Below are 14,785 nucleotides of genomic sequence, written 5' to 3' on the forward strand. Positions count from 1 at the left end.
CTCTTCTGTCCCCTGCCGATGGTCGACATCCTGTTCGGCAAGACCCTTCAAGCTGTGCGAGAATGCGCGCCGCTTCATAGTCAACGCTTCTGGAGATGTACGGTTTTGGTTACTCACTATTCCACCAATGGCCTCGATTCCGCCTGTGGGCGCAGCAGTCAGACCCTGGTCAGCACTGCCGTGACCGACGACGTATCCTGCAAGTCCTGCCAGCGTTCGCTGGCAAAGCCAGATGCTGCCAACGCGGCGGTGCGCAAGAGCCCTTCGCTGGCTGAGCTGCGCAAGTCGGCCAAGGCGACCGTCGAGCCGGTTGTCGAGTCGGTTGCCGTGGCTGTGCCTTCGGCAAGACCTGCCGCCAAACCGGGTGCCCAGCCAGCCGCCAAGCAAGGTGCGAGCAAGCCGGCACGCACCGGTGGTTTCAGCGTCAAGGCCGCCTGGGCTGCGCGCCTGGCCGAGCAGAACGACCGTTGCCGTCTGCCACGCGGCAAGGCCAAACAAGCTCACGTCTAAGCTTGCCTGGCCGCAGGCTGCGCCCCTCGGTCGCGGCTTCAAGGCCGCTCCCTCCGGCACAGCCCGTGTACGGATGGGAACGGCCTCGCCAGAGCACTGGCCCTTCAATGCACCCATTCGACGCCCCGCCATCTGTGAAACGCCACGACTTGGCGTAGAATGGCCCACTTTGTTCAACGACACCCCGTAAACACATCCCCCTGGCCCATGCCGGGGTCGTTGTCTTTACCTTTCTGATAGAGGGCTTGGTTTTGGCTCAATACGTCTACACCATGCATCGGCTGAGCAAGGTCGTGCCGCCGAAGCGGGAAATCCTGAAGAACATTTCCCTGTCGTTCTTCCCCGGCGCGAAGATCGGTGTGCTCGGCCTCAACGGCGCGGGCAAGTCGACCCTGCTGCGCATCATGGCCGGCGTCGACAAGGAGTTCGACGGCGAAGCCCGTCCGATGCCGGACATCAATGTCGGCTACCTGCCCCAGGAGCCGCAGCTGGACGCGAGCAAGACCGTCCGCGAGGTCGTCGAGGAAGCGGTGAGCGTGATCAAGGATGCCCAGGCACGCCTGGACGAGGTCTACGCCGCCTACGCCGAGCCGGATGCCGACTTCGACAAGCTGGCTGCCGAGCAGGCCAAGCTCGAAGCGATCCTGCAGGCCTCCGACGGCCACAACCTGGAGCGCCAGCTGGAAGTCGCCGCCGACGCCCTGCGTCTGCCGCCATGGGACGCCAAGATCGAGCACCTGTCCGGTGGTGAGAAGCGCCGTGTGGCCCTGTGCCGCCTGCTGCTGTCGGCCCCCGACATGCTGCTGCTGGACGAACCGACCAACCACCTGGATGCCGACTCGGTGGCTTGGCTGGAGCACTTCCTGCACGACTTCCCCGGGACCGTGGTGGCGATCACCCACGACCGTTACTTCCTGGACAACGTTGCAGGCTGGATTCTCGAACTGGACCGTGGCGCCGGTATTCCGTACGAAGGCAACTACTCGGGCTGGCTGGAAGCCAAGTCGGCGCGCCTGGAGCAGGAATCCAAGCAGCAGAGCGCCCACGAACGCGCCATGAAGGAAGAACTGGAATGGGTGCGCAAAGGCGCCAAGGCCCGCCAGTCCAAGTCCAAGGCTCGTCTGGCACGCTTCGAAGAGATGCAGTCCCAAGAGTTCCAGAAGCGCAGCGAGACCAACGAGATCTACATCCCGGCCGGTCCGCGCCTGGGCGACAAAGTCATCGAGTTCAAGAACGTCACCAAGGGCTACGGCGACCGCGTGCTGATCGACAACCTGTCGTTCTCCATGCCCAAGGGCGCCATCGTCGGTGTGATCGGGGGTAACGGTGCCGGTAAGTCGACCCTGTTCCGCATGCTGATGGGCAAGGAGCAGCCGGACTCGGGCAGCATCGAGATCGGTGAGACCGTGCAACTGGCCTGCGTCGACCAGAGCCGCGAGGACCTGGACGGCAGCAAGACCGTGTTCCAGCAGATTTCCGACGGCTCGGACGTGATCCGTATCGGCAACTACGAAATCCCGTCGCGTACCTACGTTGGCCGTTTCAACTTCAAAGGCGGCGACCAGCAGAAATTCGTGAAGGACCTGTCCGGCGGTGAGCGTGGCCGTCTGCACCTGGCCCTGACCTTGAAGGAGGGTGGCAACGTCCTGCTGCTCGACGAACCGTCCAACGACCTCGACGTCGAAACCCTGCGTTCGTTGGAGGAAGCCTTGCTGGACTTCCCGGGCGCCGCGATCGTGATCTCCCACGACCGTTGGTTCCTGGACCGTGTGGCCACTCATATCCTGGCCTATGAGGACGACTCGAACGTGGTGTTCTTCGAGGGCAACTACACCGAGTACGAAGCCGACCGCAAGAAGCGCCTGGGCGATGCCGCTGCCCAACCGCACCGGGTACGGCACAAGAAGCTGGCCCAGTAAGCCGGCAAGCGCTGCACAAGAATGGGGCCCTCAGGGGCCCCATTTTTGTGCCTGGCGCGTAACGGCGCTGCGCATGAGCGCGGCAGTCGAAGAGGGCCTTTTATTGAGGTTGGGCGCGATGGCAAACCGCTCTTGAACTCACCGATTGGCAACGTGTTGTTTGTATACAGTTATAGAAATTGCACCAGAAAATTTCAAAAAAACGACATGCCGCCCTGTTCCGGTGCGATTGGTTCTTGGTAAAGTCTCGGAAAAAACCAATAAGTCCAATCCTCTTGGTGAGATGTCTACCATGATCGAATCCGTCGACGATTTCCTGGCCCGCCTGAAGCAGCGCGACCCGGCCCAGCCTGAATTCCACCAGGCCGTGGAAGAAGTTTTGCGCAGCCTGTGGCCTTTTCTCGAAGCCAACCCCCGCTACCTCAAGGCCGGTATTCTCGAACGGATGGTCGAGCCCGAGCGTGCAGTACTGTTCCGCGTTTCGTGGGTCGACGACCAAGGCAAGGTGCAAGTCAACCGCGGTTACCGCATCCAGATGAGTAGCGCTATCGGCCCTTACAAAGGCGGCCTGCGTTTCCACCCATCGGTCAACTTGGGGGTGCTCAAGTTCCTGGCCTTCGAGCAGGTGTTCAAGAATTCACTGACCTCGCTGCCCATGGGCGGCGGCAAGGGGGGCTCGGACTTCGATCCGAAAGGCAAGAGCGATGCCGAAGTCATGCGCTTCTGCCAGGCCTTCATGAGTGAGCTGTATCGTCACATCGGCGCCGACCTGGACGTGCCGGCCGGTGACATCGGGGTCGGCGCCCGTGAGATCGGCTACCTGTTCGGCCAGTACAAGCGCCTGGCCAACCAGTTCACCTCGGTACTGACCGGCAAGGGCATGACCTACGGTGGCAGCCTGATCCGCCCAGAAGCCACTGGCTACGGTTGTGTGTACTTCGCCGAAGAAATGCTCAAACGCCGCGATCTGCGTATCGATGGCCGTCGTGTGGCGATCTCCGGTTCGGGCAACGTGGCGCAGTACGCCGCGCGCAAGGTCATGGACCTGGGCGGCAAGGTCATTTCGCTGTCGGACTCCGAGGGCACCCTGTTCTGCGAAGCCGGCCTGACCGACGAGCAGTGGGATGCGCTGATGGAGCTCAAGAACGTCAAGCGCGGCCGCATCAGCGAGATGGCCAGCCTGTACGGTCTGGAGTTCCGCAAAGGCCAGACGCCTTGGAGTCTGCCATGCGACATCGCGCTGCCATGCGCCACCCAGAACGAACTCAACGCCGAAGATGCCCGCACCCTGCTGCAAAACGGCTGCATCTGCGTGGCCGAGGGCGCCAACATGCCGACCACCCTCGAGGCGGTGGATATCTTCCTGGAAGCGGGCATCCTCTATGCGCCGGGCAAAGCCTCCAACGCAGGTGGCGTGGCGGTTTCGGGCCTGGAAATGTCGCAGAACGCCATGCGCCTGCTATGGACTGCCGGGGAGGTGGACAGCAAGCTGCACAACATCATGCAGTCGATCCATCACGCTTGCGTGCACTACGGCGAAGAGGCCGATGGCACCATCAACTACGTCAAGGGCGCCAACATCGCCGGCTTCGTCAAGGTCGCCGATGCCATGCTGGCCCAGGGTGTGGTTTAAAAGCCATCACCGACCCTTTCGCGGGTAAACCTGCTCCGACAAGGATTCAGCTTGTAGGAGCGGGTCGCCCGAGAAAAGGGAGTACGCTGTTTCAGGGCTCGCCTTCGATGCTGACGACCTCGATCGACTGATCCCCTGCCGGTCGTCGCCACAGCACTTCATCCCCGGGCCCCGCACCCAGCAGCGCACGGCCCAACGGTGAGCCCCAGTTGACCAGGCCACGCGTAGCGTCGGCCTGGTCTTCCCCCACCAGTTGCACGGTGTGTTGCTGGTCATTTTCGTCGACGAAGGTCACCCGGCTGCCAATCTGCACTATTTCGGTGGAATGGGCAGCAGGCACGACTTGGGCGCTTTGCACCCGCGCAGAGAAATACCGTAAATCCCGTTCACTGTCGGCCAGGCGCTGCTTGTCGGCGCGCTCGCCCTGGGCCATGAGCTCGTTGCGCAGTGCGTTGAGCTCGGCCACACGCTGCTGCAGCTGGGCGAGCCCGCTGGCGGTGACGTAGTTGGGCTGGTCGCTGACCCGTCGCTCCACCGGTTGGCTGGCCTGGGCAGCGGCCTGATCCTCGTTGACAAATGCTCGACTCATGAAAGCCTCCTTGTGCAGGAGACCATGGTGGCAGCGTGCGGGTTTCAACGGTTGTCCGTTTGCGACTCATTGGCGGCGATAGGCGCGCGCGGCGTCGCGGTCTTTTTCCTGCTGCCATTGCCGGTCGCGCTCATCCCAATAGCGTTCGCGATACTGGCGTAGATCTTCGTTGGACTGCATTGCATTGCACTGGCGAAAACCGTCGTCCCAACCGGTTTCGTACTGGCGCTCGTGCAGGTACCGCGCCACGTTTTTGCGAAAGCCCCCGACCATCAGCCCGGCTGCCTGGCGACCGCTGCTACAGCCGTCCTCGAAACCATCGGCATAGGCGGGCGGATAGCCCTGGTCGATCATGTGCTGGTGGGCTGACTGGCAGCCGGTGAGCGACAACGTTATCCACAACCCGACCCCACACCAACGCATGACCACATACCCTCTGACCGATACGGGAAAGTCTAGGCGGCGATTTGTCGGTGGGGCGTCAAAACCGTGTCAATGACTCGCACAGCGTTCCTGTTTGCTGAGGTGTCAGCGGGTAAACCCGCTAACAAGGACAGGGGCGACTCAGTAGTGGTACCACTTCAACTCCAGCATCACCTCGTTCTGCGCCGTCGCCAGCTGGCTGAACTGGCGGCTGGCACTTAACCGCAACCCGAGGTTTTGGCTGATTTCCCACTGCTGGTTGAGGCTCAGCGTACGGCGTACCTCGCCAATGGTGAAGTAGTCGCCCTTGGCTTCCAGGGTCAGATTGCCCAGGCCGTTGCGCCACAACAGCCCGCCGTTGAAACCTGCCGCCGGGGCGATGAACTGGGCAAAGTCGTTGTGGTGCTCGATCCGCGCGGTGCCCAGGGCGAAGCCCAAGAGGCCGTCGGCCAGCTGCCAGGTGGCACCGGCGCCACCGTTGACATGACTGACCAGGACCTCGTCATCATGCTTGCCCGGCACCCGCTCGAGCCCTCCCGCTACCTGCCAGGACCAGGGCTGGAGCAGTTCGTTGCGTGGTGTCAGGGAACGGATGGTCGCAAGGTCCAGGCGTTGCACCTGCCAGTCGTTGTTTTCGTACTGGCGCAGCTTGAGCTGCAGGATCTCGATCTGCGCGCCCAGCGGGAAACCGTAGGCATTGTCGTTGAGGTCATGGTAGGCCATGCGCAGGCCGTATTCGGCGTAGGCGCGGTCGTCGCGGGTGCCGACGCCCAGTTGCCAGGTGCGTGACTGATGACCGTCCTCGGGCAAGCCCGGCCGCTCGATTGCCAGTGGCGGTGGCGGGTTGCGGTTGATCGCCTGCAACAGTTCGAAGCTGCGCCGGGCCTGGGCCGGGTCGCGGACCTGGCCATTGGCGCGGTAACGCTCCAATCGGTAGGCGGCGTCCTGCACGAGGGCCTGGCGTTCGCGGGGCAGGGCGGTGAAGGCGGGAGCCTTTAGTTCTGCGGTATCGGCACTGACGGCCAGCACCTGCTGCTTTTCGTCGTGATCCAGTGATTCGGCGCGGGCCAGCAGTTCACGCTCGCGGGAGGGGCGGTAATGGACGCTGGCGACCAACCCGGACTGCTTGACCGCCTTGACCGTGTCGGTGGGGATGGCGGTCAGCGGGAACTGCGAGGTGAGGTCCAGGCTGGGGCGGGCCACCTGCAACAACTCCAGCAGGCGGTAGGAGCAGTTCTCATCGAAGAAGAAGTAATCGAACTGGATCTGCTTGAGTTCCCACACATGTTCGACCATGCGTCCGGTCTCTTCGGGTGTCAGGTCCAGCTGGTATTCCCACAGGTCGCGATTTTCCAGGCTGCGGTACTCGGAGAGTTTTTCCTGGTAGGGCATCAGGGCGAACAGGCCGGGATAACCGCCCATCAGCCCCTTCCAGGCATAGAGAATGCTGTTGTCGCTGCCTTCGATATAAGCACCGAAGTTGATCGCGTAGCTCAGCAGCGTGGTGTCGTCGCTGCGGGTATTGGACTGGTCGATGCGCAGCAAGGTATGGCCGAACATCGACGAAGGGCTGTTCAGGTAGGCCGCCGGAAACACCAGCACGGCGCTGTGCGGGTCGATGGATTTGTACCAGGTGGCGAATTCCTGGCAGTTCGGTTGAGGCAAGTCCGTGAGCTGCAGTTGCTCACGCAGCCAGCGGGTGCGCGCAGGGAAGACGCATTGGGCATGTTTGTCACCCAGGCTGGCCGGGGCATACAGCGCTTGGACCGTGGCCTCGAGCTCCTGATCGGGATGATGGGCGCCATCGGGGGCCAGGAAGAACGCGTCATCGTCCACATAGCTGCGCCAGCCACCGAGCTTGGCCGTCTCGTAGTGGCCCAGGGCAATCCAGTAAGGGGTCGAGGCCAGTTGTTGGACTCGCGCCTGATCCAGCTGTGGTGCGGCATGAAGTGGAGCACTGGCGACCAGCGCCAGGGAAGCGAGGCGTTTGAGCATATCGGGCAACTACGTCTGGATGATGCCGAAGGTAAAAGTGACCGAACCCGCCCCGAAACCGGGGCGGGAAAGGGCAGGCCTCAAGCCTCGGTGGCGTATTTGGCCAGGCGTGGATCGCTCTTGAGAACAGCGAGCGTGTTGCTGTGCACGGTCTCGGCAGTGACGTCGGCGCTGCTGAAGATTTCACTGAAGTGCTGGTGGGTGACAGCGGCGAAGTGCGCGCGGTCTTCAGGTGCCACACCAAGAACCACGGCATAGGTGGTCAGGGCTTCGCCCTGGCCCTGGGCCATGTCCTCGGAGAGCTCGTTCATCATGCCGTTCATGGCGAACCAGGACTTGCCGCCATAAGTGAGCGCTGCCTTGGTCGAGCAGCCGTTGGTACCAGAGGTCATGCCGAAGGTCGCGTTGCCGGAAGTGCCGTTGGTGGTGGAAGCCAGGAAGTGGGCCGGTGTACCGCGCTGGCCCTCGAACAGCAAGTTGCCCCAGCCGCAGTTCGGGCCGCCCGGCGCTTCCGCCATGGCATTGATCGAAACAGCGGCGAACAGAGTACCCAGAAGAATCCGTTTCATAGCTTTGTTCTCTTTTTCGGTTTCAGTAGACGTACCAATGGTCAGGGTTCTGGCAACGCGGTTGCCAGGTCGGGAAAGCAAATACGCCCACCCGCGCAGGTTGGAGTTTAGGCACGATCCAAAGGTTGCGTTATTTATTGCGAAAAATTGCTTGCGCATTCGCATTGGCTGGGCTGCGACATAAAGTCCCGCCAAGCCTTGCAAGCAGCGCGCGGGCAGCGCCAGAATGCCTTTCATCCGCCCCGCCGAAGTAAGGAAACCCCATGCCCGATTCTGTCGCCTCGCGCCTGCGTCTCGCGCCCGAAGCCCTGACCCGGCGTTTCTCCGCTGAGCAGTTTGCCTTTTCCACCACCGACGATCTGGAGCCGTTTCGAGGGGTCCTGGGCCAGGAGCGTGCCGTAGAGGCCCTGCAGTTCGGCGTGGCCATGCCGCGCCCAGGCTACAACGTGTATGTCATGGGCGAGCCGGGCACCGGCCGCTTCTCGTTCGTCAAGCGTTACCTCAAGGCTGAGGGCAAACGCCAGCAGACGCCGTCTGACTGGGTCTACGTCAACAACTTCGACGACACCCGCGAGCCACGGGCACTGGAGCTGCCGGCTGGCAGCGCCAACGAATTCATCACCGACATGAACGGCCTGATCGACAACCTGCTGGCCACGTTCCCGGCAGTGTTCGAGCATCCGTCCTACCAACAGAAGAAAGGCGCGATCGACCGGGCCTTCAACCAGCGCTACGACCGTGCCCTGGATGTGATCGAGCGGGCGTCTTTGGAAAAGGACGTGGCCCTGTATCGCGACGCCAGCAACGTCGCCTTCACGCCCATGGCCGATGGCAAGGCCCTGGACGAGGCCGAGTTCGCTCAACTGCCCGAGGAGGTGCGCGAGCAGTTCCACGAGGACATCGCCGCACTCGAGGAGCGTCTCAACGAGGAGCTGGCCAGCCTGCCTCAGTGGAAGCGCGAATCGAACAACCAGTTGCGTCAACTCAATGAAGAAACCATCACCCTGGCCCTTCAGCCACTGCTGGCGCCGCTGTCTGAAAAATACGCAGAGAATGCGGCCGTCTGCGCCTACCTGCAGTCCATGCAACTGAACCTGCTGCGTACCGTGGTGGAGCAACTGGTCGACGACAGCAAGACCGATGCCGTGGCGCGCAAGATGCTCGAGGAGCAATACGCCCCGAGCCTGGTGGTCGGTCATCACGTCAGCGGCGGAGCGCCGATGGTGTTCGAGCCGCACCCGACCTACGACAACCTGTTCGGCCGAATCGAGTACAGCACCGACCAGGGCGCGCTCTACACCTCCTATCGCCAGCTGCGCCCGGGTGCGCTGCACCGGGCCAATGGTGGCTTCCTGATCCTCGAAGCGGAGAAGATGCTCGGCGAGCCGTTCGTCTGGGACGCCCTCAAGCGCGCCCTGCAATCGCGCAAGCTGAAGATGGAATCGCCGCTGGGCGAACTGGGGCGGGTCGCCAGCGTGACCCTCACGCCGCAGATGATCCCGCTCACCATCAAATTGGTCATCATCGGTTCTCGCCAGCTGTACTACGCGCTGCAGGACCACGACTCGGACTTCCAGGAGATGTTCCGGGTGCTGGTGGACTTTGACGAAGACATGCCGATGGTCGACGAGAACCTCGAGCAGTTCGCCCAGTTGCTGCGCACCCGCACCAACGAGGAAGGCATGGCCCCGCTGACCAGCGATGCCGTGGCCCGGCTGGCCACCTACAGCGCCCGTCTTGCAGAGAACCAGTCGCGCCTGTCGGCGCGTATCGGTGACCTGTTCCAGTTGGTCAGTGAGGCGGACTTCATCCGTCAGTTGGCCAGCGAGGACATGACCGATGCCGGGCACATCGAACGCGCCCTCAAGGCCAAGGCCACACGCACCGGGCGAGTGTCGCAGCGAGTGCTCGACGACATGCTCGCCGGCATCATCCTGATCGACACCGAGGGTGCCGCCATCGGCAAGTGCAACGGCCTGACCGTGCTCGAGGTCGGGGATTCGGCGTTCGGCATGCCGGCGCGGATCTCCGCGACTGTCTACCCGGGCGGCAGCGGCATCGTCGATATCGAACGTGAGGTCAACCTAGGCCAGCCGATTCACTCCAAAGGCGTGATGATCCTCACCGGTTATCTGGGGAGCCGCTATGCCCAGGAGTTCCCGCTGGCGATCTCGGCGAGCATCGCGCTGGAGCAGTCCTATGGATATGTGGACGGGGACAGCGCATCGCTCGGCGAAGTCTGTACCTTGATCTCGGCCTTGTCCCGCACCCCGCTCAAGCAGTGCTTCGCCATCACCGGTTCGATCAACCAGTTCGGTGAAGTGCAGGCGGTGGGAGGGGTCAACGAGAAGATCGAAGGCTTCTTCCGTCTCTGTGAGGCACGCGGGCTGACCGGTGAGCAAGGCGTGATCATTCCGCGCGCCAACGTCGCTACGCTGATGCTCGATGAGCGGGTGGTTCAGGCGGTCGAGGCCGGACGGTTCCACGTCTATGCCGTCAGCCAGGCCGACGAGGCCCTGAGCCTACTGGTGGGCGAGGAGGCCGGGGCACCTGACGAGAAGGGCCAATTCCCTGAAGGCAGCGTCAATGCGCGGGTGGTCGAGCGCTTGCGTGTGATTGCCGAGATGATCAGCGAGGAAGACATCAAGGAAGCCGAGAAAGAGCGCATGGAGGAGGTCGTGGCCCAAGCGAATCCCGCTTGAGTCAATAAACCGGCGCTGGAGGCAAATGGCTACCGTTCAGCGCCGGTTTTCCATCTTTTTTTGTAGGTCTTCTATGCTGGAACTTAGGACGGCATCAGCGTTCAGGATGGAAACAGCCTGAAGTTTTCGGGCTGAACAAGGCTTCACAGAGGGGACGCCGCCATGCGCAACCTCAGCCTCACCCGCCAGTGCCTGGGCCTGGTGACGCGTATCGAATGCAGTATCCGTCCGCTGGCCGGCGACACCGGGATGTGGACCTTGCTCTTCGCTGCCGGGATGGAGGGAGAGCAACCTTCGGCCATCAAGGCTCAAGGACCATTCCATGGTCCACTGGTCGCCGAGTCGGTGCTCAATGCCATTGTCGACAGCCTGACCTTGCATGGTTATCAGGTCGCTGATGACCCGCAGATCTGGTGCCTGCACCTGCAAGCGCAGTTGCGGCGGATCAATGGCGAGCGCTGTCGCAACCTGGGGGATTATCAGTTCCATCCCGAGACCTGATTGCTCGGCAGTCGTTGCGTTCGGCTGCCTGGAGCATGGGGCGCCGCCTCCACCGGTGGAGGCGGTTAACCCGCGACGCTCTGGGCTCCAGGCTTTTGCTGTCCCGGAGGGGTAGCTATACTCGCGCTCGCTTTTTCGCCATCTGACGAGTCTCTATCTCCCCATGGAACGTATCCTTGAAAATGCGATGTATGCCTCGCGCTGGCTGCTCGCTCCGATCTATTTCGGCCTGTCCCTGGGCCTGCTGGCCCTGGCGCTGAAGTTCTTCCAGGAAGTCATCCACGTCCTGCCCAATGTCTTCGCGCTGAGCGAGGCCGACCTGATTCTGGTGATCCTGTCGCTGATCGACATGTCGCTGGTCGGAGGCCTGCTGGTGATGGTGATGATCTCTGGCTACGAAAACTTCGTCTCGCAGTTGGATATCGACGACAACAAGGAGAAGCTCAACTGGCTGGGCAAGATGGATTCTTCTTCGCTGAAGATGAAAGTCGCGGCCTCCATCGTGGCGATCTCCTCGATCCATCTGCTGCGGGTATTCATGGATGCCCAGAACATCTCCACCGACTATCTGATGTGGTATGTGATCATCCACATGACCTTCGTGGTCTCGGCGTTCGTCATGGGTTACCTGGACAAGCTCACCAAGCACTGATCGACGCTGTTGCCGAGCATCTAGCCGCCGCCCGTCCGTTGCCAAACGGACGGGCGGTTGCGCTCATGGCTTGTGATTTTTCAACGGGTGTACAAAAAATGAGCAGTCATGCGTGGTTCCCACTTGTGAGGTGCTCTCATGAACCTGCATCAGCTCAATGTCGAAGCCAGGGCTGGCCATGTCGAGGAACTCAATCTGATCGCCATCGAAGGCGGTGATTATCTGCTCGAGGCCCGGATCCAGGGCCATGCCCACCCACTGGCAGATGGTCGTGGCGAACGGTTGCGGGTGCATTCGGTGGAGGATGCGCGGCAACTGCTCAACGCTCTGCCGATGTTGTCGATGAACCTGGTGCACTGGTCGGTCCAGGACGAAATGTGCGGAATGGGTTCGCACCCGGAGGAGGACTTGAAAGTGCCGATCTCCCAGCGTTCGGCCTGGTAGCCCTGATAGCTGAATCACTGCGCCGCTGTGTGCTAGGCTTCTCGCCCTTTTTCATGCAGGGCGGATTTCCTTCGCCCTCAAGCGGAGAGTGAAATGTCCGAACTGAACCTGAGCACCGACGAAACGCGCGTCAGCTATGGCATTGGCCGTCAGCTGGGCGGCCAACTGCGTGACAACCCACCGCCAGGCGTGAGCCTGGAAGCCATCCTGGCTGGCCTGACCGATGCGTTCAACGGTGCCGAGAGCCGAGTCAGCGAAGCCGACCTGTCGGCCAGCTTCAAGGTCATCCGTGAAGTGATGCAAGCCGAAGCGGCTGCCAAGGCCGAAGCTGCTGCTGCCGCTGGCAAGCAGTTCCTGGTCGAGAATGCCAAGCGTGACGGCATCGTCACCCTGGCGTCGGGCCTGCAGTACGAAGTCCTGACCGCAGGCGAAGGCGCCAAGCCGACTCGCGAAGACAACGTGCGTACCCACTATCACGGCACCCTGATCGACGGCACTGTGTTCGACAGCTCCTACGATCGTGGCCAGCCGGCCGAATTCCCGGTCGGTGGTGTCATCGCGGGCTGGACCGAGGCGCTGCAACTGATGAATGCCGGCAGCAAATGGCGTCTGTACGTGCCGAGCGAGCTGGCCTATGGCGCCCAGGGCGTCGGCAGCATCCCGCCGCACAGCGTACTGGTGTTCGACGTCGAGCTGCTCGACGTTCTGTAATGCCGTCGGGGCCGCATTGCGGCCCAGTCGCGGGCAAGCCCGCTCCCGCAGGTGCCGTGCATTCAGCGCGTGCGGGAGTTGGCCAAGCCTGTGGCATCAGTTCCACTCTGTTCCCCCGGGGCGCAATGCCCGTGCATAGCAATACAGAAACAGATTTCGCACCAACTCCTTGAGCACTCCCGGCTCGCTTGAATTCAGGCCATTGAGGTCCAGGTCGCCCTGGTCGCGCAGCTCATCGAGCGCGTCTTGCTCGAGCACGGCACAGACTTCGCCTGTTTCGCGATGCAGAATGCGCAGGTAGGGGTGAGGCCGGTCGAGCCAGGCATCGATCAGATAGGTCATGGCTGTTCTCCTTGGAATGGGTTCCAATGAGAATAATTCTTATTATCAGAATAGCAAGACCCTATTGGAAGTTTTCTTCCGGGCGGGGTAGGGACTTGTCGCAGACCTGAGGGGCCGCCCGGGTGGCGGCCCCGGTGCGGGGTCAGACCTTGCGTACGAACTCGGACTTCAGCTTCATGGCGCCGATGCCGTCGATCTTGCAGTCGATATCGTGGTCGCCATCGCACAGGCGGATATTCTTGACCTTGGTGCCGACCTTCACCACCAGAGAAGATCCTTTGACCTTGAGGTCCTTGATGACCGTGACGGTGTCGCCGTCCTGCAGGACATTGCCGACCGAATCCTTTTTCACCACGTCGTCGCTGGCGGCTTCGGCTTCGCCATTGGCCGACCATTCGTGGGCGCATTCGGGGCAGATCAGCTGAGTGCCATCCTCATAGGTGTATTCGGAGTTGCATTTGGGGCAAGGTGGCAAAGTGCTCACAGGGGTTCCTCAAGACAAGCGGGATTAAGGCCCACATTGTATAAGGTTTTGATCGGATAGTGTGTTTTGCCTGTGCAAACGCATTCGCGGGTAACCCCGCTCCCACAGACGCGGCGCAATCTGTGGGGCGGAGTTACCCGCGAATGAGGGCGATGCGATCTTAGTGGGTTCGGGCTACCGCAAACTCGCTCAGTTCGATCAGTGCGTCACGGTATTCGCTGGCTGGCAGCACTTCCAGGCATTCGATGGCGCGCTTGACGTAGTCCCGGGCGAGCTGGGCGGTATAGTCCAAGGCGCCGGAGGCTTCCACGGCGATGCGGATCTGCTCCAAGTCCTCGATACCGCCCTTCTGGATCGCCTGGCGTACCAGGGCGGCCTGTTCGGCGGTGCCTTCGCGCATGGTGTAGATCAGCGGCAGGGTTGGCTTGCCCTCGGCCAGGTCGTCGCCGACGTTCTTGCCCAGGGTCTGCGAGTCGCCTTTGTAATCCAGCAGGTCGTCGACCAGCTGGAAGGCCACGCCCAGATGGTCACCGAAGGTGCGCAGGGCTTCGCGCTGCTCGTCGCTGGCGCCGGCCAGTGCAGCGGCGCTGTGAGTGGAGGCCTCGAACAGCATCGCGGTCTTGCCGCGGATGACATCCATGTAGACCTCTTCGGTGGTGCTGGCATCGCGAACTCGCGACAGTTGCAGCACCTCGCCCTCGGCGATCACCCGGGTGGCCTTGGAGAGGATCTGCATGACCGGCATCGAGCCCAGCTCGACCATCATCTCGAACGAGCGCGAATAAAGGAAGTCGCCGACCAGCACGCTCGGGGCGTTGCCCCACAGGGCGTTGGCGGTGGAGCGGCCACGGCGCATACCGGACATGTCGACCACGTCATCGTGCAGCAAGGTGGCGGTGTGCAGGAACTCGATGGTCGCCGCGAGCAAGCGCAGGTCGTCGCCTTCACGACCCAGGGCCTTGCCGCACAGCAGCACCAGCAATGGGCGCAGGCGCTTGCCGCCAGCGGACGTGATATAGTCGCCGATCTTCGATACCAGCGGCACGCGCGAGGTCAGCTGCTTCTTGATGATCTCGTCGACGGCGCTGAAATCGTCAGCTACCGCGCGGTAGAAGGTTTGGGGTTGCATCGGCTGCTCCATTGAGGTTGCGCGGCATGCTAGGTCGCGGGTCCCGGTGTGTCAAGGCGCGGTGCCCGTGGCCCCTGGCCGCCACTTGCAAGCATTTATTGGGTTGCGTACAATCGCGCACCCTAACTTCCTGGGCAGCACCTGCCTTACGCAATTGCACCGGGCCGTTCCAGCCCAGTGCA

15 protein-coding genes are annotated in these 14,785 nt (G+C 62.1%); 8 read left to right on the top strand and 7 right to left on the bottom strand.

Translation table 11 applies throughout. The features are described 5' to 3' along the window. Positions 1 to 105: 105 nt before the first annotated feature. The 3 genes from J5X93_RS03615 to gdhA all read left to right on the top strand — a co-directional run bounded on the left by J5X93_RS03615 (position 106) and on the right by gdhA (position 4,062). On the top strand, positions 106 to 510 hold the full coding sequence (locus tag J5X93_RS03615) for a hypothetical protein (RefSeq protein ID WP_043208440.1): 405 nt from the start codon (positions 106 to 108) through the stop codon (positions 508 to 510). Between the two features lie 251 nt (positions 511 to 761). Continuing rightward, on the top strand, positions 762 to 2,429 hold the full coding sequence (ettA, locus tag J5X93_RS03620) for an energy-dependent translational throttle protein EttA (RefSeq protein WP_043208442.1): 1,668 nt from the start codon (positions 762 to 764) through the stop codon (positions 2,427 to 2,429). Positions 2,430 to 2,721: 292 nt separating this feature from the next. After that, entirely contained in the window at positions 2,722 to 4,062 is a 1,341-nt protein-coding gene (gdhA, locus tag J5X93_RS03625) for an NADP-specific glutamate dehydrogenase (RefSeq protein ID WP_043208443.1), read from the top strand. Between the two features lie 91 nt (positions 4,063 to 4,153). Here the strand turns inward: gdhA and J5X93_RS03630 are convergent, their stop codons facing one another. The 4 genes from J5X93_RS03630 to J5X93_RS03645 all read right to left on the bottom strand — a co-directional run bounded on the left by J5X93_RS03630 (position 4,154) and on the right by J5X93_RS03645 (position 7,638). After that, the gene (locus J5X93_RS03630; RefSeq protein WP_250034439.1) at positions 4,154 to 4,651 is read right to left on the bottom strand and encodes a GreA/GreB family elongation factor; all 498 of its coding nucleotides are present in this window, start codon (positions 4,649 to 4,651) and stop codon (positions 4,154 to 4,156) included. A gap of 66 nt (positions 4,652 to 4,717) precedes the next feature. Further along, complete coding sequence (locus tag J5X93_RS03635) at positions 4,718 to 5,074, bottom strand: hypothetical protein (RefSeq protein WP_043208447.1); 357 nt, start codon at positions 5,072 to 5,074, stop codon at positions 4,718 to 4,720. A 141-nt stretch (positions 5,075 to 5,215) separates the two neighbouring features. Then, positions 5,216 to 7,069 (bottom strand): Lnb N-terminal periplasmic domain-containing protein, encoded by a 1,854-nt coding sequence (locus tag J5X93_RS03640; protein WP_250034441.1) that lies wholly within the window; start codon positions 7,067 to 7,069, stop codon positions 5,216 to 5,218. A gap of 80 nt (positions 7,070 to 7,149) precedes the next feature. After that, a complete protein-coding gene (locus J5X93_RS03645; protein WP_043208451.1) occupies positions 7,150 to 7,638 on the bottom strand; it encodes a DUF3015 domain-containing protein in 489 nt (162 codons plus the stop codon). Between the two features lie 263 nt (positions 7,639 to 7,901). On the opposite strand from J5X93_RS03645, the gene J5X93_RS03650 reads away from it, so the two are divergent. The 5 genes from J5X93_RS03650 (at position 7,902) to bamJ (ending at position 12,648) form a co-directional block, all read left to right on the top strand. Then, positions 7,902 to 10,340 carry a Lon protease family protein gene (locus tag J5X93_RS03650; protein ID WP_043208454.1) on the top strand — a complete coding sequence of 813 codons (2,439 nt, stop codon included), beginning with the start codon at positions 7,902 to 7,904 and terminating at the stop codon, positions 10,338 to 10,340. Between the two features lie 162 nt (positions 10,341 to 10,502). After that, the gene (locus J5X93_RS03655) at positions 10,503 to 10,841 is read left to right on the top strand and encodes a PA4575 family protein (protein ID WP_043208458.1); all 339 of its coding nucleotides are present in this window, start codon (positions 10,503 to 10,505) and stop codon (positions 10,839 to 10,841) included. Between the two features lie 163 nt (positions 10,842 to 11,004). Further along, complete coding sequence (locus J5X93_RS03660) at positions 11,005 to 11,493, top strand: TIGR00645 family protein (protein WP_043208460.1); 489 nt, start codon at positions 11,005 to 11,007, stop codon at positions 11,491 to 11,493. Between the two features lie 138 nt (positions 11,494 to 11,631). Then, positions 11,632 to 11,937, top strand: coding sequence for a DUF6482 family protein (locus J5X93_RS03665; protein WP_043208462.1), 306 nt, complete (start codon positions 11,632 to 11,634; stop codon positions 11,935 to 11,937). 93 nt (positions 11,938 to 12,030) lie between these two features. After that, positions 12,031 to 12,648 (top strand): BamJ family beta-barrel-assembly machinery protein, encoded by a 618-nt coding sequence (bamJ, locus tag J5X93_RS03670; protein WP_043208464.1) that lies wholly within the window; start codon positions 12,031 to 12,033, stop codon positions 12,646 to 12,648. A gap of 96 nt (positions 12,649 to 12,744) precedes the next feature. On the opposite strand, the gene J5X93_RS03675 is transcribed toward bamJ, so the two are convergent. The 3 genes from J5X93_RS03675 to J5X93_RS03685 all read right to left on the bottom strand — a co-directional run bounded on the left by J5X93_RS03675 (position 12,745) and on the right by J5X93_RS03685 (position 14,603). Beyond that, positions 12,745 to 12,990, bottom strand: coding sequence for a PA4570 family protein (locus tag J5X93_RS03675; RefSeq protein ID WP_043208467.1), 246 nt, complete (start codon positions 12,988 to 12,990; stop codon positions 12,745 to 12,747). 142 nt (positions 12,991 to 13,132) lie between these two features. Next, a complete protein-coding gene (locus J5X93_RS03680; protein WP_043208469.1) occupies positions 13,133 to 13,474 on the bottom strand; it encodes a zinc ribbon domain-containing protein YjdM in 342 nt (113 codons plus the stop codon). A 160-nt stretch (positions 13,475 to 13,634) separates the two neighbouring features. Next, positions 13,635 to 14,603 (bottom strand): polyprenyl synthetase family protein, encoded by a 969-nt coding sequence (locus J5X93_RS03685; protein ID WP_043208470.1) that lies wholly within the window; start codon positions 14,601 to 14,603, stop codon positions 13,635 to 13,637. Positions 14,604 to 14,785 lie beyond the last annotated feature (182 nt).

Origin of the sequence: Pseudomonas sp. BYT-1 (genome assembly GCF_023611805.1) — a bacterium.
GTDB classification, from domain to species: domain Bacteria; phylum Pseudomonadota; class Gammaproteobacteria; order Pseudomonadales; family Pseudomonadaceae; genus Aquipseudomonas; species Aquipseudomonas guariconensis.